The sequence below is a fragment of the Allobosea sp. AAP35 genome (assembly GCF_001295925.1).
GTDB lineage: Bacteria > Pseudomonadota > Alphaproteobacteria > Rhizobiales > Beijerinckiaceae > Allobosea.
Genome location: NZ_LJHQ01000056.1, coordinates 33,040 through 50,847, shown reverse-complemented (window position 1 = coordinate 50,847; position 17,808 = coordinate 33,040). Strand labels below are relative to the sequence as shown.

The 17,808-nt window shown below is 66.9% G+C and carries 18 protein-coding genes; 9 read left to right on the top strand and 9 right to left on the bottom strand.

Annotated features, from left to right (window positions below; genetic code table 11):
• Positions 1–60 precede the first annotated feature (60 nt).
• On the bottom strand, positions 61–690 hold the full coding sequence (locus tag IP69_RS17705) for a hypothetical protein (RefSeq protein ID WP_054144160.1): 630 nt from the start codon (positions 688–690) through the stop codon (positions 61–63).
• 35 nt (positions 691–725) lie between these two features.
• Positions 726–1,712, bottom strand: coding sequence for a methylmalonyl Co-A mutase-associated GTPase MeaB (gene meaB / locus IP69_RS17700; protein WP_054144159.1), 987 nt, complete (start codon positions 1,710–1,712; stop codon positions 726–728).
• Positions 1,713–1,915: 203 nt separating this feature from the next.
• Between meaB and IP69_RS17695 the strand changes: the two genes are divergently transcribed.
• A complete protein-coding gene (locus tag IP69_RS17695) occupies positions 1,916–2,995 on the top strand; it encodes an alpha/beta hydrolase (protein ID WP_197279937.1) in 1,080 nt (359 codons plus the stop codon).
• A 110-nt stretch (positions 2,996–3,105) separates the two neighbouring features.
• Positions 3,106–4,128, top strand: coding sequence for an alpha/beta hydrolase (locus tag IP69_RS17690; protein WP_054144187.1), 1,023 nt, complete (start codon positions 3,106–3,108; stop codon positions 4,126–4,128).
• Positions 4,129–4,144: 16 nt separating this feature from the next.
• On the opposite strand, the gene IP69_RS17685 is transcribed toward IP69_RS17690, so the two are convergent.
• Positions 4,145–4,603: an Lrp/AsnC family transcriptional regulator gene (locus IP69_RS17685; RefSeq protein WP_054144157.1), complete on the bottom strand. Its 459-nt coding sequence runs from the start codon at positions 4,601–4,603 to the stop codon at positions 4,145–4,147.
• 150 nt (positions 4,604–4,753) lie between these two features.
• Here IP69_RS17685 and IP69_RS17680 point away from each other — a divergent pair, with 150 nt between their 5' ends.
• Both IP69_RS17680 and IP69_RS17675 read left to right on the top strand, forming a co-directional pair.
• Positions 4,754–6,037: a cystathionine gamma-synthase family protein gene (locus IP69_RS17680; RefSeq protein ID WP_054144156.1), complete on the top strand. Its 1,284-nt coding sequence runs from the start codon at positions 4,754–4,756 to the stop codon at positions 6,035–6,037.
• Complete coding sequence (locus IP69_RS17675) at positions 6,034–6,876, top strand: lytic transglycosylase domain-containing protein (protein WP_054144155.1); 843 nt, start codon at positions 6,034–6,036, stop codon at positions 6,874–6,876. Before IP69_RS17680 ends, IP69_RS17675 begins: the two co-directional genes overlap by 4 nt.
• A 12-nt stretch (positions 6,877–6,888) precedes the next feature.
• Here the strand turns inward: IP69_RS17675 and IP69_RS17670 are convergent, their stop codons facing one another.
• Positions 6,889–7,641, bottom strand: coding sequence for a DUF3750 domain-containing protein (locus tag IP69_RS17670; protein WP_248306883.1), 753 nt, complete (start codon positions 7,639–7,641; stop codon positions 6,889–6,891).
• 130 nt (positions 7,642–7,771) lie between these two features.
• Here IP69_RS17670 and IP69_RS17665 point away from each other — a divergent pair, with 130 nt between their 5' ends.
• The 5 genes from IP69_RS17665 (at position 7,772) to IP69_RS17645 (ending at position 12,129) form a co-directional block, all read left to right on the top strand.
• On the top strand, positions 7,772–8,884 hold the full coding sequence (locus IP69_RS17665) for a polyamine ABC transporter substrate-binding protein (RefSeq protein WP_054144153.1): 1,113 nt from the start codon (positions 7,772–7,774) through the stop codon (positions 8,882–8,884).
• 26 nt (positions 8,885–8,910) lie between these two features.
• Positions 8,911–10,065 carry an ABC transporter ATP-binding protein gene (locus IP69_RS17660; RefSeq protein WP_054144152.1) on the top strand — a complete coding sequence of 385 codons (1,155 nt, stop codon included), beginning with the start codon at positions 8,911–8,913 and terminating at the stop codon, positions 10,063–10,065.
• Positions 10,062–10,961, top strand: coding sequence for an ABC transporter permease (locus IP69_RS17655; protein WP_054144151.1), 900 nt, complete (start codon positions 10,062–10,064; stop codon positions 10,959–10,961). Before IP69_RS17660 ends, IP69_RS17655 begins: the two co-directional genes overlap by 4 nt.
• The gene (locus tag IP69_RS17650) at positions 10,958–11,746 is read left to right on the top strand and encodes an ABC transporter permease subunit (protein ID WP_054144150.1); all 789 of its coding nucleotides are present in this window, start codon (positions 10,958–10,960) and stop codon (positions 11,744–11,746) included. The genes IP69_RS17655 and IP69_RS17650 overlap by 4 nt, the downstream gene beginning before the upstream one ends.
• A 101-nt stretch (positions 11,747–11,847) precedes the next feature.
• Positions 11,848–12,129: a hypothetical protein gene (locus IP69_RS17645; RefSeq protein WP_054144149.1), complete on the top strand. Its 282-nt coding sequence runs from the start codon at positions 11,848–11,850 to the stop codon at positions 12,127–12,129.
• 56 nt (positions 12,130–12,185) lie between these two features.
• Here IP69_RS17645 and scpA read toward each other — a convergent pair whose 3' ends face one another.
• From scpA to IP69_RS17620, 5 genes are read right to left on the bottom strand one after another with little or no spacing between them, the layout of a single operon-like run.
• Positions 12,186–14,351 (bottom strand): methylmalonyl-CoA mutase, encoded by a 2,166-nt coding sequence (gene scpA, locus IP69_RS17640; protein WP_054144148.1) that lies wholly within the window; start codon positions 14,349–14,351, stop codon positions 12,186–12,188.
• Positions 14,348–15,181: a bifunctional hydroxymethylpyrimidine kinase/phosphomethylpyrimidine kinase gene (gene thiD / locus IP69_RS17635; RefSeq protein ID WP_054144147.1), complete on the bottom strand. Its 834-nt coding sequence runs from the start codon at positions 15,179–15,181 to the stop codon at positions 14,348–14,350. The genes scpA and thiD overlap by 4 nt, the downstream gene beginning before the upstream one ends.
• Positions 15,178–15,459 (bottom strand): helix-turn-helix transcriptional regulator, encoded by a 282-nt coding sequence (locus IP69_RS17630; RefSeq protein WP_054144146.1) that lies wholly within the window; start codon positions 15,457–15,459, stop codon positions 15,178–15,180. The genes thiD and IP69_RS17630 overlap by 4 nt, the downstream gene beginning before the upstream one ends.
• The gene (locus IP69_RS17625) at positions 15,456–15,749 is read right to left on the bottom strand and encodes a type II toxin-antitoxin system RelE/ParE family toxin (protein WP_248306882.1); all 294 of its coding nucleotides are present in this window, start codon (positions 15,747–15,749) and stop codon (positions 15,456–15,458) included. Before IP69_RS17625 ends, IP69_RS17630 begins: the two co-directional genes overlap by 4 nt.
• A 54-nt stretch (positions 15,750–15,803) precedes the next feature.
• Positions 15,804–17,801: a methylmalonyl-CoA mutase subunit beta gene (locus IP69_RS17620; protein WP_054144144.1), complete on the bottom strand. Its 1,998-nt coding sequence runs from the start codon at positions 17,799–17,801 to the stop codon at positions 15,804–15,806.
• Between the last annotated feature and the right edge of the window lie 7 nt (positions 17,802–17,808).

Here is a 17,808-nt window from a genome sequence, read left to right as displayed (position 1 = left end):
GTGAGTGTACGACGGTTCAAGCGCCGTGCCGCGGCGGGCCGTGCCATTCCGGGACGGGCTTTAGCGCAATCGGCGACCCTGCCTCGCCAGGGCGGCTCCGATCTCGGCCAGGCTGCGGGTGAGCTTGTCGGCGCCGGGCCTGAACGCTGCCACCCGCTCATGCGGACGCTGGCCCGGCCCCGGGCGCAGCCACGGCACATGCACGAACAGCACCGGCGTCGCGTCGCCTCCCGTCCGCCGGAGCGCGGCGGCATAGCAGGCATCGCAGAGATAGCGCCCGGCGGAAGGCGACAGGGCGCTGCGAAGGCCCCGCCGTTCCAGCGCAGCAAGCGCGCCGGGCGCATTGCCGGTCGTGCGCAGCGGCAGGGCCGCCGATACGGCGGCGGCGGCATGCGGCGTCGCGCCGGTGGCGTCGGGATGAAGCGGACTGGCATGGCCGCGCGCGAACAGCTCGACGCGCACCGTGCGGGCCCGCGCGGCGAGCCCCAGCATCAGGATGGCTTTCGGGCGTGTCGCCGCCAGCTGGGCCTGCAATTCCGGCAGGCCCTTGCCGTAGCTGGTTTCGAGGATGAGCGCGCGCGCGTCCAGCCCCGCATGTCGCAGACGAACCGCGACCGCGCGTGCCAGTGCTGTCGTCGGGTTGATGCGCACGCGCGGAAACGGGCCGAAGCCGGTAATCAGAATGTCCATCGGCCGCGCGTCTCCATGCTGAACCGTTTTTTTCGTTAGAGCCCCAGAGCCTGGGCGATCTCCTCGGCTGCCAGCGTAGGCGACAGCGTGCCGGCCGCAACAGCCGCCTCGAGCGCCGGGGTGCGAGCCTTGAGCGCAGGGTCCTGGCGCAATCGGGCCTGAAGCCTGTCCTGGACCATCGCCCACATCCACTTCACGTCCTGGCGGCGTCGCTTCTCGGCGATCAGCCCCTTCGCATCATGGCGGGCACGGTGCTCCTCGATCTTAGCCCAAAGTGCTTCGAGGCCTTCGCCGGTCAGAGCCGAGATCGTGACTGCCGGCGTCGACCACAGCGTCGATGCCGGGGCCAGGATGTGCAGCGCAGCCTGATATTGCGCAGCCGCCATGCGCGCGGCTGTCGCTCCCGAGCCATCGGCCTTGTTGACCGCAATCATGTCGGCAAGCTCGATGATGCCCTTCTTGATGCCTTGCAGTTCGTCGCCGGCATTGGGCAGCATCAGCACCAGGAAGAAATCGGTCAGATCCGCCACGGCGGTCTCCGACTGGCCGACGCCGACCGTCTCGACCAGGATGACGTCGAAACCCGCCGCCTCGCAGAGCAGCATGGTTTCGCGTGTCCGGGCCGCCACGCCACCCAGGGTCCCCGATGACGGGGAGGGGCGGATATAGGCGTGGGGATCGACAGCCAACCGCGCCATGCGGGTCTTGTCGCCGAGGATCGAGCCGCCGGTGCGGGTCGATGAAGGGTCCACGGCCAAGACCGCAACCTTGTGGCCTCTGGCCGTCAAAAAGCAGCCGAGCGCGTCGATCGCGGTCGATTTGCCGACGCCGGGCACGCCGGTGATGCCGACGCGGGTCGCGCCGCCGGTCCTGGGGAGAAGGTGCTGAATCAGGGCGCTCGCCTGCTCGCGATGGTCGGCCCGGCGCGACTCTGCCAGTGTGATGGCCCGCGCCAACGCTGCGCGGTCGCCAGCGGCTAACGCTGCGGCAAGGGCGGTGACAGCGGCGGTGAGATCGGCCATAACGCCACCTAGCAAGGCTGGGTGGCTTGCGACAAGGTTTGGGTTGGGGACAACGTGGCTTCGCTGCGGGGCGATGCTCGCCTCATTGTTACCCTTTTCGCGACGAAAGCTGTCTGGCGATGATCATGCGAGTGTTGCGGTTGCGGGTTCTCGCATGGGCTGTGTTTGTGCCCTTGGCACTGGGCGCCTGCGGGACGCCGCGGGTGCTGAACATCAACGCAACGCCATCGACCGAGATCGCGGGCAAGGTCGAGATGTTCGTCGCGACGACGCGCGAGACCTCGCTCGAGCCGGTCTTCTTCAGCGGCGAGCGCGGACCCCGGCTGGCCTTTGCCCGCCTGGATTTCACGGTCCCGAAGAGCCACAAGACCGGCGAACTGGAACTGCCCGATTCCGGACCGGGCGATCCTGCCAAGCATTTCACGATCACGAATCTGAAGCGGCTCGATCTTGCGCCCATCGTCGCCGATGTGCGCCGCGAGATCCTGCGGCGGCCGCCCGCGGAACGCGACGTGCTGGTCTTCGTCCATGGCTTCAACACGAATTTCGCCGATGCGGCGTTCCGCTTTGCCCAGATCATTCATGATTCGGGCTTCAAGGGCGTGCCGGTGCTGTTCACCTGGCCCTCGCGCGGACAGTTGCTGGCCTACCCCTATGATCGCGAGAGCGCCTATTATTCGCGCGACTTCCTCGAGCGCAATCTGCGGGCGATCGCGCGCGATCTCGGCACGACGCGCATGGATATCCTGGCCCATTCGATGGGCACGCTTCTGACGCTGGAAGCGGTGCGGCAGGCTGCGATCCGTGGTGACGGGACCTTCGGCGGCAAGCTGCGCGACATCATTCTGGCCGCGCCCGATGTCGATCTTGACGTTTTCAGGACCCAGATGGCGGAAATCAAGCGCCCGGTGACGATCTTCGTTTCGGCCGATGATCGCGCGCTCGACTTCTCGCGGCGTTTCGCAGGCGACAAGACGCGGCTGGGGGCGATCTCCGCCAAGGACAAGGACATCATCGCCGAGTTGGAGAAGCTCGGCGCCCGCATCATCGATCTGTCGGACGTGGCCTCCGGCGACAGCCTGAACCACAGCAAGTTCGCACAGTCGCCCAAGGTCGTGCAGATGATCGGTCGCAGGCTGAAGGAGGATGGCGGCATCGAAACGGCCGGGCCCCAGCTCGGCGACCGTCTCGGCGATATCGCGGGCGGTGTTGTCGGCACAGTCGGCTCGACCGTCGGTCTCGTAGTCACCGCGCCGGTATCCATCATCTCGGGCGGCCGCTGAGCCGCTATCTGCCGCATCGGCTCGCGTTCTTCCAAAGATCGCCGCATTCTGGCCGCGTTAGCCTGTCGTTAAGATGGCACTGGCCAACTCGGCCCCTCATGATCGACTGGATGCCTGACACGATGCTTGGTTTGCGGCACGCTCTCACCTGCCGTCGGGCGGCGCTTGCCGCGCTGCTCGCGCTGTCGCTCTCGGCCTGCGCCCAGAGCGAAGTCGCCGTCTCGCCCTTCTCGGAGCCGACCCGCGCCGACGCCTCGGCGATCGGCAAGGAGCCGGAGCTCCTCGTCGTGACGACGCGCAAGCCCGTCGGCCCGCGCCAGCCTTTCTTCGGCTCCGATCGTGGTTCGCTGACCTTTGCCGAGGCGCGCCTTTCGCCGCCCGCGGACGGAATCTCGGGCCGCGTTTCCTCTGTCGTCAGCGGCGATTGGGCGGTTCTGGGGCTCGACAGCCAGACCTCCGCCGATGCCGGCCGCGCTTTCGCCCAGGCCGCGACCGGACGCGACGTGCTGCTCTACATTCACGGCTACAACGAGACCTTCGAATCGGCTGCGCGCAGTGCCGGCCAGCTCTCGCATTCGCTCGAATTCCAGGGCCGAACCGCGATCTTCTCCTGGCCCTCGGGCGGCAAGCTGTTCGACTATGCCTATGACCGCGAAAGCGCGCTGTGGTCGCGCGACGGCTTCGTCAGGGCCTTGCAGGCGCTCGTCGCCAACCCGACCGTCGGCCGCATCCACATCGTCGCCCATTCGATGGGCACCTTCCTGACGCTGGAAGGCCTGCGCGAACTGCGCGATTCGGCCGATGTCTATGCGCGCATCGGTTCGGTCGTGCTCGCTTCGCCCGACATCGACATCGACGCCTTCGAGCAGACGGTCGGCAAGCTCGGCCCGCTGGCCCGTCGCATGACGCTGATCATCGATCCGGGCGACCGAGCCTTGGCGATTTCGTCCCGCCTTGCCGGCGGTGTCGCCCGCGCCGGCGCCGCCGACCGCTCGCGTCTCGAAGCGCTGGGCGTGCGCGTCGCCGATACGCAAGGGCGCGGCTGGAGCATGCTGCGGCACGATCTCTTCCTGTCCGACAGCGAGGTCACGCAGGTCGTGCGCCGCGCCATGGATCGCGGCAAGGGCGCCTGAGATCGGGCCGGGCCGCTCATAAGGGCGGCAGGCCGATGCGCTTCTTGACGGTAGCCAGCGCGAAATTCGATTCGACCGACTGGATGCATTTCAGCCGCGTCATCTTCTGCTTCAGGAAGCGCTCATAGCCCTCGATACCGTCGGTCAGCACGCGCAGCAGATAGTCCTGGCTGCCGGTCATCAGGTAGCATTCGGTCACCTCGTTCCAGCCCTCGACCGCCTTCTCGAATTCGGCGATGTGCTCCTGCGTCTGCTGCGAGAGCCGCACCGAGACGAAGACACTGAAAGGCAGACCATAGGCCTTGGGGTCGACGGTGGCCGAATATCCCTGGATCACGCCGGTGTCCTCCAGCCGCTTCAGCCGGCGCAGACAGGGCGTCGGCGAGAGCCCGACCCTCTGCGAAAGATCCTGATTGGTGATGCGCCCATCTTCCTGGAGGACGGCGAGCATGCGGCGATCGACGCTGTCGAGCATGGACTGCTCCTCATGAATTGATTTTTGGCAGGATCATGCTGAAATGAAATTCTAGACAGATGAAGCCATCCAAGCAATCGCCGGCTGGCGGCCTTATCTTCAGACGAACGGATCGGCGCTGGCCGGCCGCGGTTCGACAGGGAGATCGTCATGAGCGAAGACAATTATCACAAGGACCGCATCGCCAACCGCAAGCTCCATCCCGAGACGCTGATGATGGGCTTCGGCTACTCGCCGGCGATGTCGGAAGGCTCGCTCAAGCCGCCGATCTTCCTGACCTCGACCTTCGTTTTCGCCAATGCCCAGCAGGGCAAGGATTTCTTCGACTTCACCTCCGGCCGTCGGCAGCCCAAGCCGGGCGAGAAGCCCGGCCTGGTCTATTCGCGCTTCAACCACCCCAATATGGAAATCCTGGAGGATCGGCTGGCGATTTGGGACGAGGCGGAAAAATGCGCCGTCTTCGCCAGCGGCATGGCGGCGATCGCCACGACCTGCTTCGCCTTCCTGCGGCCGGGCGACACGATCATCCACTCCCGCCCGCTCTATGGCGGCACCGAAACCCTGCTCAAGAACCAGATGGGCGCCTCCGGCGTCACCGCTTTCGGATTCACCGACGGTCTCGACATCGTGCAGATGCGGGCCAGCGCCCAGGCTGCAGCCGCCAAAGGCCGTGTCGGCATGATCCTGGTCGAGACGCCGGCCAACCCAACCAACGGGCTGGTCGATCTCGCCGCCTGCAAGCTGATCGCCGACGAACTGGAAAAATCGCAGGGCCATCGCCCGCCGGTCGTTGTCGACAACACCATGCTCGGCCCGAAATACCAGAAGCCGCTGAAGCAGGGCGCCGATCTCTCGCTACTCTCGCTGACGAAATATGTCGGCGGCCATTCCGACCTCGTCGGCGGCTCGATCAGCGGCTCGGAAGCGCTGGTCCGGCAGGTGAAGAGCTGGCGCGGATCGCTGGGCACCCAAGCCGACCCGAACTCCTGCTGGATGCTGATGCGCTCGCTGGAGACGCTCGACATCCGCATGAGCCGCGCCAACGAGAACGCCAAGCTGGTCGCGGATTATCTCTCCAGCCACCCGAAAGTGGCCAAGGTGCATTATCTCGGCGACCTCAAGGACGGTGACCCGCGCAAGGCGGTGTTCGACCGGCAATGCACGGCCGCCGGCTCGACCTTCGCCTTCGACGTGGTGGGCGGCGAGAAGGAGGCTTTCGCGCTGCTCGACAATCTCCAGATCATGAAGCTCGCGGTCTCGCTCGGCGGCACCGAGACGCTTGTGTCGCACCCCGCGGCGATGACGCATTCCGGCGTCGCCCGCGAATTGCGCGAGGAGATCGGCCTGACCGACGCGCTGATCCGCATCTCGGTGGGCATCGAGAACATCGAGGACCTGATCTCGGACCTGGCACAGGCGCTGGAGGCGGTGTGAGGCGAGCGGCGGCGCTCTGTGGCGCACTCGCCTGGGTCGCGTCCTGCGCGGCCCAGCCGGCCCTCGCGTCCGAGCCGCAGGAAAGCATCGCGGAAACGATCTGCCGGCTGATCGAGCGGGCGGCCCTCGACAGCAAGCTGCCGGTCTCCTTCTTCACCCGGCTGATCTGGCGCGAAAGCAGCTTCCGGCCCAACGTCACCAGTTCCGCTGGAGCGCAAGGCGTCGCTCAGTTCATGCCCGGCACGGCCAGCGAGCGGGGGCTGGCCGATCCGTTCGATCCCGAAGCCGCGATCCCGGCATCGGCCGCCTACCTCGCCGCTTTAAAGGGCCAGTTCGGCAATCTCGGCCTGGCCGCGGCCGCCTATAATGCGGGGCCGGGCCGGGTGTCGCGCTGGCTGGGACAGGGCGGCAGCCTGCCGCTGGAAACGCAAGCCTATGTCCGCTTCATCACCGGCCGCAGTGTCGAGGACTGGCGCCCCGGTGCCGGGGACATGTCTCTCGATCCGACGACGGACAAGACCGACTGCCTGGCGACCGTCGCTTCGATCCGGCGCTCGGCGCCGCCCGCTCTGATCGAGGGCGTCTACGCGCCGTTCGGCGTCCAGCTTGCCGGCAACGTCTCCAAGGCCCGTGCCATCCGTTCCTACCAGGCGGTCGCCCAGCGCTTTGCCTCGCTTCTGGCCGACCGGCCGACATTGATCCTCGGCTCACGCATTGCGGGGCGAGGCCGCGCGCCATTCTACCGCGTCCGCCTGCCGGCCCAGACGGCGCGCGAGGCCAGCGCCTTCTGCGAGCGGCTCAGGCGCGCCGGCGGCAACTGCGCGGTGCTGCGGAATTAGGGTTCGTCGGGGCTAGGCGAACAGGCTCAATGGGCTGACCCGCCCCCAGCCCGGCAGCTTCAGGGCCGGGCTGCGCAGGTCGAACCCGGCGACGAGTCCCAGCAGATTGACCTCGACGCCTTCAACCCAGCCGATCGTCACGCCCGCGAGCCCATAGAGCGAAGCCTGCACGCCCGTGCGGCTCGGAGTGAGCCCGGCGTAGAGCCCATCCTCGCGAAAATCCTTGCCGATCGCGGTCGGCGGCAGGGCTTGGGCGAGTTCGGGGACCTCGGCCATGACATGCTGGACGAAGCTGTTCGAGTTTGGACCGGGCCATGCCTTGTAACTGCCGGGCGTCACATAGGCATAGCTTTTCACCGCCGCGCGGATGCGCGGGATGAGCTGTTCCGCCGCCGCGCCCCGGATCTCGGTGACGAGTTCAGGCAGGTTGCCGTACCAGCGCCCATCCGCCTCGCGATGGTTGACGCGCACGGGCGTGCCCCAGCCGACCACGTCGAAGCGCGTATAGGCGCTGGCGCCGGGCTCCTTCACCACGACCCAGGAATGATGCGCGAAGACGCCGCGCCAGCGGCCGACGCGCGCGGCGAAGACATGGACGGTCGCCTCGGGCTCCGTGGAGGCCGCCGGAAGCAGTTTCGCGCTCGACCAGTCAGCCCGCCGCCAATCCTCCGCCATGCCCTGCATCGACCACCAGGCCGCATGCGTCAGCAGGGGAAGGATGAACAGCAGCAGGAAGAGCAGGGGAACGAGGCGGGCGGCGCGCATGACCCTTGATATGTGGCAGCCATGTTGCATCGCAAGGTCGTGGACAGCACGGCAGGATCACAACGGCTTGAGGCGCGCCGCCAAGCTGCTAGCCTCAGTGCCGTCTGGCTCAGGGGGAATCGAACGGATCATGACGAAGCGTGCTTGGCTGAAGGGGATCGTATCGGGTGCGGCGCTGGCGCTTTCGCTTCTGGCGGCGGGCCCCGCGGCGGCGCAGGGCAAGGAACTGCGCATCTACAACTGGTCGGACTATGTCGACCCCGAGGTTCTCGACGCCTTCAAGAAGGAAACCGGCATCACCGTCGTCTACGACACCTTCGACCAGATGGAGACGGTGGAGACCAAGCTGCTCGCCGGCAAGACGGGTTACGACCTGATCGTCGTGACGGCGTCCTTCCTGCCGCGCCATATTCCGCTCGGGCTCTACGCGCCGATCGACGCCGCCAAGGTGCCAAACCTCAAACATGCCTGGCCCGAGATCCAGGGACGGCTGGCCAAATACGACCCCGGCAACAAGCACGCCGTGAACTACATGTGGGGTACGACCGGGATCGGCTACAACGTCGGCAAGATCAGGGAGCGCCTCGGCCCCGACGCGGTCATCGACAGCTGGAAGATCCTCTTCGAGCCCGACCAGCTCAAGAAGCTCTCCAACTGCGGTGTCCATGTCCTCGATGCGGTCGAGGAGATGTTCCCGGCAGCGCTGCGCTATCTCGGGTTGAACCCGGATTCCAAGGTGGAGGCCGATCTCAACAAGGCCGGCGATCTGCTGCGCAAGATCCGTCCGCATATCCAGAAATTCCACTCCTCGGAATACATCAACGCGCTCGCCAATGGCGATATCTGCCTTGCCGTCGGCTATTCGGGCGATGTGCTGCAGGCGAAGAAGCGGGCTGAAGAAGCCAAGAACAAGGTCGAGATCGCCTATGCGATCCCGAAGGAGGGCGCGCTGATGTGGTTCGATTCCTTCGTCGTTCCCAAGGATGCCGCCAATCCCGAGGCGGCGCTGAAGTTCATCGATTTCGTCAACCGACCGGAAATGGCAGCGAAGAACTCGGACTTCATCCAGTATGCGAATGGCAACCTCGCCTCCAAGCCGCTGCTTTCGGCCTCGGTGCGCGACAATCCCGGCATCTACCCGCCCGAGGCGGTGATGGGCCGCCTCTACACGATCACACCCTACGACCAGAAGTCGCAGCGGCTGGTCAACCGGCTCTGGACGCGGGTGAAAACCGGCAAGTGAGCGACGACAGACGGGGCGCTGCTACCATGCGCAAGGCATCGCCTGGCAGCCTGCGCCGCGCCTTCCAACCGTGGGACGACACGAACGCCAAGCCGATCATCGAGTTCCGGGGCGTCACGAAGCGCTTCGGCGCAGTCACGGCGGTTTGCGATGTCTCGCTCTCGCTCTACCCGCGCGAATTCTTCGCGCTGCTGGGTCCCTCCGGTTGCGGCAAGACCACGCTGATGCGGATGCTGGCGGGCTTCGAGACGCCCGATGAGGGCCAGATCCTGCTCGACGGCGTCGACATCACGGCCGTGCCGCCGCATCTGCGCCCGGTCAACATGATGTTCCAGTCCTATGCGCTCTTCCCCCATCTCAGCGTCGCCGACAACATCGCCTATGGGCTGAAGCGCGAGGGTCTACCGCGCGCCGAGATTGCCCGCCGCGTCGAGGAGATGCTCGCGCTGGTCAAGCTCGACGGGCTTGGTCGCCGCAAGCCCGACCAGCTTTCGGGCGGCCAGCGTCAGCGTGTCGCGCTGGCGCGCGCGCTCGCCAAACGTCCGAAGCTGCTGCTGCTCGACGAGCCGATGGCGGCACTGGATCGCAAGCTGCGCGAGGCGACTCAGTTCGAGTTGATGGACCTCCAGAGCAAACTCGGCACGACCTTCATGGTCGTGACGCATGACCAGGACGAGGCCATGACCATGTCCGACCGCATGGCGGTGATGGACCAGGGCCGGCTCGTCCAGATCGGCCCACCGGACGTGATCTACGAGGCGCCGGCCAACCGTTACGTCGCGGAGTTCGTCGGCGACATCAATATTCTCGAGGGGCGCGTTGCGTCGATCGAAGGCGATCTTGTCAAGGTCGAGACAGGGATCACTGGGACGGTCGAACTCGACGAGGAGCGGCCGACTCTCGCGATCGGCGCTCCGGTCCTCATTGGTCTGCGTCCTGAGAAGATCGAGCTCAGCCATGACGAGCCGGCAGGCGACCTCAACAAGGTCGCGGGCGAAATCTGGGATATCGGCTATCTCGGCGACGTCACCATGGTGCAGGTCATGGTCGGCGGGGATCAAGGCCAGTTGCTCAAGGTCGCGCTGACGAACCGCACCCGCCGCGCGGCGCGGCCCTTCGCCTGGGAAGATCAAGTCTGGCTCTCCTGGGACGTCGAGGCCGGACTGGTGCTGCCGCCATGAGCGCGCCGGTCGCACCGCCTGCGCGTCTCGGCCGGCTCCTGGTGGCTGCGCCCTATCTCTGGCTGCTGCTGTTCTTCCTCGCGCCCTTTGCGATGGTGCTGCGCATGGCATTGTCGGATGCGGATACCGCGCTGCCGCCCTATGCGCCGCATTTCGAAGGCTTGGCGAGACTGGGAGAATTTTTCGCCCGGCTCGATCTCGAGAACTTCCGCCTGCTCGCCGAGGATTCCCTCTACGGGCAGAGCTACCTTTACTCGCTGCGCGTCGCGGCGCTGACGACGCTGATCGCGCTCGCGATCGGCTACCCGCTCGCCTATGCCATGGCGGCCGCGCCCCGGCACTGGCGGCCCGTCCTGCTGGTGTTGGTGGTGCTGCCCTTCTGGACCTCGTTTCTGATCCGGGTCTACGCCTGGATCGGCATCCTGCGGCCCGACGGCCTGCTCGACATGATGCTGGGTAGCCTCGGCCTGACCAGCGAACCCTTACGGCTTCTGAACACCGAGGCCGCCGTCCTGATCGGCATGGTCTATTCCTATCTGCCCTTCATGGTGCTGCCGCTCTACGCGACGCTGGAGAAGCTCGATCGCAGCCTGCTCGAAGCGGCGGCCGATCTCGGTGCGACACCCGCGACGGCCTTCCTCACCGTGACTCTGCCGCTGTCGCTGCCCGGTCTTTTCGCGGGCGCCGCGCTCGTCTTCATCCCCTCGGTGGGGGAATTCGTGATCCCCGATCTGCTCGGCGGGCCGGATACCACGTTGATCGGAAATCTGCTCTGGACCACCTTCGCATCGCGCGACTGGCCGCTCGCCTCAGCCGTCGCGATCGTGCTGCTGGTCGTGCTCGTCCTGCCGCTGGCGCTGCTTCAGCAAGCCAGGCTGGCGCGGGGCGGCCCATGAAGCGGCTCGGCCCCGGCCTGATCCTCGCCCTCGTCGTCGGCTTCGCCTTCCTCTATCTGCCGATCCTGGCGCTCGTCGCCTATTCCTTCAACGCCTCGCGGCTGGTCACGGTCTGGGGCGGGTTCTCGACGCATTGGTATGGCTCCCTGCTGTCGAACCAGCCCTTGCTCGACGCCGCCTGGCTGAGCGTCAGGCTCGCCTTCGTCTCCGCGACGCTCGCGGCCGGGCTCGGTACGCTGGCTGCGCTCGCGCTGGTGCGGCATGGCCGGTTCCAGGGGCGGCTTTTGTTCTCCGGCATGGTGCTGGCGCCGCTGGTCATGCCCGAGGTGATCACGGGCCTATCGCTCCTGCTGCTGTTTGTGGCGGCCGATGTCGAACGCGGCTTCTGGACGGTGACGATCGCCCACGCGACCTTCGGCCTCGGCTTCGCCTGCATCGTCGTGCAGGCGCGGCTCGCCGGCTTCGACCGCTCACTGGAGGAGGCCGCACGCGATCTCGGCGCCACGCCGCTCGTCACCTTCTGGACCGTCACGCTGCCGCTGATCTGGCCGGCTGTCGCCGCCGCCTGGATGCTGGCCTTCACGCTCTCGCTCGACGATCTCGTCATCGCCAGTTTCACCACTGGTCCCGGCGCGACGACCCTGCCGATGCGGCTCTATTCGGCGATCAGGCTCGGCGTCTCGCCGGAGATCAACGCCGCCTGCACACTGATGATCGGCGCCGTCGCGCTGGCCGTGATTTCCGCCTCGCTGTTGCTGAAGCGCCGGCAGGTGGCGGGCAGCTAAACCAGAGGTGAATGGCGGCCTCAAATGCCGTTCAGGCGCGATCAGTGAATGTCCGTGTCAGGCAAGGGATGTCCCCTGGGCCACCACACAGGACGAGGACCATGTTCCGCACATTCGCCGCGACCAGCCTGGCCAGCCTTGCCATCGGCGCCGCCGTCTTCGCCACCGCCAGCCTCACCACCGTCAGCCCGGCGGAGGCTTTCGGTGGCCGCTACGAGCGCGGCTATTACGGCCCGCCGGCCCATGGTTGGCGTCCGCCGCCGCCTGTCGTCCATGGCTATTGGGGCCGCCGCCACTGGCAGCGCTATCATGACGGCTACGGCTTCCGCCCGCCGCCGCCCCCGCCGCGTTACGGCTATGGCTATGGTCACGGCTGGCGCTGACGTCGCGCAGCGACGCCCGTGATCATGGACAGGCACGACCCGGTCGCGCCTGTCTTTCACTCCGCCGCGTCGCGCTGAACGTAGCCCAGCTGAGTGTTGAGGTCCTCGAGCAGCTTCTCGGCGGCATCCGCAATGACGGTGCCCGGCGGGAAGATCGCCGCGGCACCGGCGTCCTTCAGCGCCTCGAAATCCTGCGGCGGGATGACGCCACCGACCACGATCATGATGTCGGGCCGGCCGGCCTTGGCCAGAGCCGCCTTGAGTTCCGGCACCAGCGTCAGATGGCCTGCCGCGAGCGAGGAGACGCCGATGATGTGGACGTCGTTCTCGACGCCCTGGCGCGCCGCCTCGTCGGGGGTGGCGAAGAGCGGGCCGATATCGACGTCGAAGCCGAGATCGGCGAAGGCCGAGGCGATGACCTTCTGGCCGCGGTCATGCCCATCCTGCCCCATCTTGGCGACGAGGATGCGCGGGCGGCGGCCATCGGCCTCTTCAAACGCCTGCGTCATCATCTGCACGCGCATCACCGCCGGGTTCATCGTGCCGACCTCCCGCTTGTAGACGCCCGAGATCGACTTGATCTCGGCGCGATGGCGCCCGAAGACCTGCTCCATCGCCATGGAAATCTCGCCGACGGTCGCCTTGGCGCGTGCCGCCTTCACCGCGATGTCGAGCAGGTTGGCGTCGCCCCGCGCGCCGTCGGTCAGCGCGGTCAGCGCGGCCTGGACGTCGGCCTCGTTGCGCTCCGCCTTGAGCCTGCGCAGCTTTTCGAGCTGCTGCGTCCGCACCGAGGCGTTGTCGACCTTGAGCACGTCGATGGACGCCTCGTTGTCGGGCTTGAACATGTTGACGCCGATGATCGCCTGCAGCCCACCATCGATGCGAGCCTGCGTCTTGGCGGCGGCCTCCTCGATGCGCAGCTTGGGGATGCCAGCCTCGATCGCCTTGGCCATGCCGCCGAGCGCCTCGACCTCCTGGATATGCGCCCAGGCCTTCTTGGCGAGTTCCGCCGTCAGCCGCTCGACATAATAGGAGCCGCCCCAGGGATCGATGATCCGGGTCGTGCCGCTCTCCTGCTGCAGCAGGATCTGCGTGTTGCGGGCGATGCGGGCGGAGAAGTCCGTCGGCAGGGCCAGCGCCTCGTCGAGCGCATTGGTGTGCAGCGACTGCGTATGGCCTTGCGTCGCCGCCATTGCCTCGATCATCGTGCGCGGCACGTTGTTGAAGACGTCCTGCGCCGTCAGCGACCAGCCGGACGTCTGGCAATGGGTCCGCAGCGGCAGGGACTTCTCGCTGGTGGCGCCGAAATCCTTGACGAGCTTGGCCCAGATCAGCCGGCCGGCGCGCAGCTTGGCGACCTCCATGAAGAAGTTCATGCCGATCGCCCAGAAGAAGGACAGGCGCGGCGCGAAGGCATCCACGCCTAAGCCCGCGCGCTGGCCGGCACGGATGTATTCGACACCGTCGGCGAGCGTATAGGCGAGCTCGAGATCCTGCGTCGCCCCCGCCTCCTGCATGTGGTAGCCGGAAATCGAGATCGAGTTGAACTTCGGCATATGCTGCGACGTGTAGGAGAAGATGTCGCCGATGATCCGCATCGAAGGGGTGGGCGGGTAGATATAGGTGTTGCGGACCATGAACTCCTTGAGGATGTCGTTCTGGATGGTCCCCGAGAGCTTGGCTGCGGCTACGCCCTGTTCTTCCGCTGCGACGATGTAGAGCGCCAGCACCGGCAAAACCGCGCCATTCATCGTCATCGAGACGCTCATCTGGTCGAGCGGGATGCCGGAGAACAACGTGCGCATGTCGTAGATCGAGTCGATCGCGACGCCGGCCATGCCGACGTCGCCGCCAACGCGGGGATGGTCGGAATCATAGCCGCGATGGGTGGCCAGATCGAAGGCGACCGAGAGACCCTTCTGGCCGGCGGCGAGATTGCGCCGGTAGAAGGCGTTTGAATCCTCGGCCGTGGAGAATCCGGCATATTGCCGGATCGTCCAGGGCTGGTTGACATACATCGTCGGGTAGGGACCGCGCAGATAAGGCGCGATGCCCGGCAAGGTGTCGACGAAGGGCAGGCCCTCGCGATCCTGCGCCGTGTAGACCGGCTTCACCGGGATGCCCTCAGGCGTCAGCCAATCCTCGCCGGCTGGCAGCGCGGAGGCGCTCGCCGCCTGAGTGCCCTCGAAGGCCAGCGTCGAGAAATCCGGGATGGCGGTCATGGCTGTCTCCCGTCCTGACGATCCCACCAGTGGTGGAAATGATGCACCGGTCCGTGGCCATGGCCAACCGGAACCTCGTCGGCCGCCGCAATAGCCGCCGAGATATAGGTCTTGGCATGGCCGACGGCTTCCGGCAGCGAGAGCCCCTTCGCCAGCCCCGAGGCGATGGCGGACGACAGGGTGCAGCCTGTCCCATGGGTGTTGCGCGTGGTCAGGCGCGGCGCCGCGAAGCGCTGGCGGCTGCCGCCCGCGAGCAGGAGAAGATCGCTGCTGCTGTCGCCGCCGCCATGCCCGCCCTTGATCAGAACATTCGAAGCGCCGAGAGCGGCCAGCGCATCGGCCTGCCGCTCGACCGCGTCCTCGGTTTCAGCGACGCTGGTGCCGAGCAAAGCGGCGGCTTCCGGCAGGTTGGGCGTAATCAGGCTCGCCAGCGGGAAGAGATGGCGCCGGATCGCAGCCACCGCCTCGTTCTCCAGCAAGCGCGCGCCCGAGGCCGCGATCATCACCGGGTCGAGCACGATGTTGCGCGCCTTGTGGCGCTTCAGCCCCGCGGCCACGGTCTCGATCAGTTCCGCCGTCGCCAGCATGCCGATCTTCACCGCCTCGACGTCGAGATCCTCGAAGACCGCGTCCATCTGCTGCGCGACGAAAGCCGCTGGCACGGCGTGGATCGCGCTGACGCCCTTCGTGTTCTGCGCCGTCAGCGCGACGAGGACGCTGGCGCCATAGATCTGATGGGCCGCGAAGGTCTTCAGATCGGCCTGGATACCGGCGCCGCCGCTGGAATCCGAGCCGGCAATGGTCAAGGCGATGGGGTGGCGTGTGCTCACTCGGCGGCTTCCAATGTGATGCGGAGCTTGGTGCCGGTCGCCTTGGCGTAACGCTCCAGCGTCCGGGTCGAGGGCTTGCTGCGGCCGCTTTCGAGCCGGGCGACGACCGATTGTGTCGTGCCCATCCGCTGCGCCAGTTCTTCCTGCGTCAGGCCGGCCCGGTTGCGGGCCCGGGCCAGCGAGGTGAGAAGGGCAAATTCCTCCTCCAGCGCGTCATATTCGCGCTTGAAGTCGGGGTCCTTCATCTGTTCGGCGGCCCATTCGCTGAAATCTCTCATGTCACGTCCTTCGCCCGCTCGCGCGCGATCTCGATTTCGCGATGAGGTGTCTTTTCGGTCTTCTTGACGAAGCCCCGCGAGATCACGACGCGTCGCCCGCTCGCTGTCAGATAAATGGCGCGCGCGATCCCGTCTCGTCCTGTCAATCTCAATTCCCAGAGCCCATGACCGAGCGGCTTGATCCAGCCGAACGGCAACGCATGCAATCCATCGCGCTGGATCACCTCAATGAACCGCGTCAGGCGAGCCTTGATGTCAGGCGCAAACGCTTCCAATTCGCGCTCGACCACATGGCTGAAAACCTGGACCGTCCATCCCTCGCTGCGGTTCATAGCAAAAAAGCGCTAATCGGACAAGGCTGGCATTGCCGCCGCGAGAGCCTCCTGAAGCATAGCCACCGCATCACAGCCGGCATGAACATAACTGCCGACGCCAGCCGCGCGCAGCGCCGCCTCAAGTTCTCCCGGCTTTCCGGCAAGCCAGACGGTCGCGCCGGCATCCGTCAGCGCCTGAGCGGCCGCAGCGCCCTCGGCCGCATAGGCGGCGTCCGATCCGCACAGGCAGGCAAGCTTTGCGCCGGACATCTCGAAGGCGGCGACCAGTGCAGCGAGATCGGTGCCGCCATCCCGGGTGAAACCGTCGGCGATCGGGGCCGCGAGACCGCCCGCTTCGAAAAGGTTGCGGGCAAAACCGGCGCGCGCCGTAAAATCCGCGACCGGCCCCAGCGTCGCGAGGAAGACGACGGGCCGCGCCGCAGCCGCATCGGCCCGGTCGCGCAGCGCCTCAAAGGGTTCGGCCAGGCGCTGCGACGGCAGGGCCTGCGCCCGCAATCCGTCCTGCGGCGCGATCAGGCCCTCCCGACGGTTGGCGCCCGAGGCGAGCCGATCGATCAAGGCCTCCGGATCGAAAGTCTGGCCGGTTGCCCCGCTCGGCTTGCCGAGGGACACCGGGGCCACATCCAGCACGGCGACGGCGGCCTCCTTCAGGTTCGGGAATTCGCTCGTTCCGGTGATCGGTTCGCGCCGCGTCGCGATCGCCTTGGTTCGTGTCGCGCGCTGGTTGGCGAGGTCGGCCTGGAGCGTGCCGGTGGTCAGCGCCGCGAGAATGCCCGGCAGGCCGTCCTTCGCCTCCCGCTCGATCGCCTGCATCTGCGTCCAGCCCTGCTCGCACAGCGCCTGCGTTAGGGCTTCGAAGCCGCCGGCGCCCCCAGCAGGATCTGTGACGCGCCAGAGGTTGGCCTCCTCCAGCAGGACGAGCTGGGTATTGCGGGCGACGCGGCGCGCGAAGCCGTCGGCGAGGCCGAGTGCTGCTGTGAACGGCTGCACGGTCACCGAGTCGGCGCCGCCGATGCCTGCGGCAAAGGTCGCGATCGTGCCACGCAGCAGATTGACCCAAGGGTCGCGTTTCGTCAGAGAGCGCCACGCCGTCTCGGCATGCACAATCATCGGCGTCGGCGTCAGGCCGCAGGCCTGCTGCACACGCTGCCAGAGCAGGCGGGCGGCGCGGAACTTCGCGATGGTCAGGAACTCGTCGGTATCCGCCACCAGCGTGAACGAGAGCGCGTCGCGAGCCTCCGACAGTGAAAAGCCTTCGGCTTCCAAGGCGCGCAGATAGGCGATGGCGGTTGCCAGCACGCAGCCCAGTTCGTGCGCCTCGCTGGCGCCCGTCTCGTGCCAGGGGCGGGCATCCACCGTGACGAACGGCCCCTGGAAGCCGCGCGTTTTCAGGGCACGGATGGTGGCGGCGAGTCGCCGGCCGACCTCGGACCAGGGGGCGGCGAGACCGCCGGTCGAGGCAAACAAGCCGATCGGGTCCATGCCGAAGTCGATTGCGAGCGTCTCGGGCGAAAGCCCGCGTTTTTCGACCAGCGCGGCCAGCATCAGCGCGTTGACGCGGCCCTCCGGGGCGGGGTCAAGCCGCAGCTGGATCAAATCGAGCATCGCGCCGTCGAGCGCGGCATTGAGCGCGGCGACATCATCCGCAATGAGGCCGTAGCTGCGCGCCGCAGGAGAACCGGCGAAAGCGATCGTCAGCGAATCCGCACCGCCTTCGAGGTCGGCCAGAGCGAGCTTTTGCGCCTCGGCCGGCTCGGGATGGTCAATACGGGCCGCGACATGCCAGCGGCCGGTCTCGGCACGCAATGGCCTGAGCGTTGGGCTGGCGGCTGGATAAAGTGGCTCGATGCGGATGCCGTCGGCGGTCTTGGACACCAGCCGCTTCTCGAAACCGGCGCCCTTCAGCACCTTGTCCACGGCCGCTCGCCAAGCCTCCTGCGAGGGCACGGGGAAGGCGTCCATGAAGGCCAGTTCGCCGGGGAGGTCGGATGCTGGGGCCGATTTCATGCGCGCC

Excerpts from the sequence above, each read along its gene's own strand:
- IP69_RS17685 (WP_054144157.1), bottom strand. The coding sequence starts at position 4,603 with ATGCTCGACAGCGTCGATCGCCGCATGCTCGCCGTCCTCCAGGAAGAT.
- IP69_RS17620 (WP_054144144.1), bottom strand. The coding sequence starts at position 17,801 with ATGAAATCGGCCCCAGCATCCGACCTCCCCGGCGAACTGGCCTTCATG.
- IP69_RS17680 (WP_054144156.1), top strand. The coding sequence starts at position 4,754 with ATGAGCGAAGACAATTATCACAAGGACCGCATCGCCAACCGCAAGCTC.
- meaB (WP_054144159.1), bottom strand. The coding sequence starts at position 1,712 with ATGGCCGATCTCACCGCCGCTGTCACCGCCCTTGCCGCAGCGTTAGCC.
- IP69_RS17670 (WP_248306883.1), bottom strand. The coding sequence starts at position 7,641 with ATGCGCGCCGCCCGCCTCGTTCCCCTGCTCTTCCTGCTGCTGTTCATC.
- IP69_RS17645 (WP_054144149.1), top strand. The coding sequence starts at position 11,848 with ATGTTCCGCACATTCGCCGCGACCAGCCTGGCCAGCCTTGCCATCGGC.
- IP69_RS17650 (WP_054144150.1), top strand. The coding sequence starts at position 10,958 with ATGAAGCGGCTCGGCCCCGGCCTGATCCTCGCCCTCGTCGTCGGCTTC.
- IP69_RS17660 (WP_054144152.1), top strand. The coding sequence starts at position 8,911 with ATGCGCAAGGCATCGCCTGGCAGCCTGCGCCGCGCCTTCCAACCGTGG.
- IP69_RS17630 (WP_054144146.1), bottom strand. The coding sequence starts at position 15,459 with ATGAGAGATTTCAGCGAATGGGCCGCCGAACAGATGAAGGACCCCGAC.
- IP69_RS17665 (WP_054144153.1), top strand. The coding sequence starts at position 7,772 with ATGACGAAGCGTGCTTGGCTGAAGGGGATCGTATCGGGTGCGGCGCTG.
- scpA (WP_054144148.1), bottom strand. The coding sequence starts at position 14,351 with ATGACCGCCATCCCGGATTTCTCGACGCTGGCCTTCGAGGGCACTCAG.
- IP69_RS17690 (WP_054144187.1), top strand. The coding sequence starts at position 3,106 with ATGCCTGACACGATGCTTGGTTTGCGGCACGCTCTCACCTGCCGTCGG.
- IP69_RS17655 (WP_054144151.1), top strand. The coding sequence starts at position 10,062 with ATGAGCGCGCCGGTCGCACCGCCTGCGCGTCTCGGCCGGCTCCTGGTG.
- IP69_RS17705 (WP_054144160.1), bottom strand. The coding sequence starts at position 690 with ATGGACATTCTGATTACCGGCTTCGGCCCGTTTCCGCGCGTGCGCATC.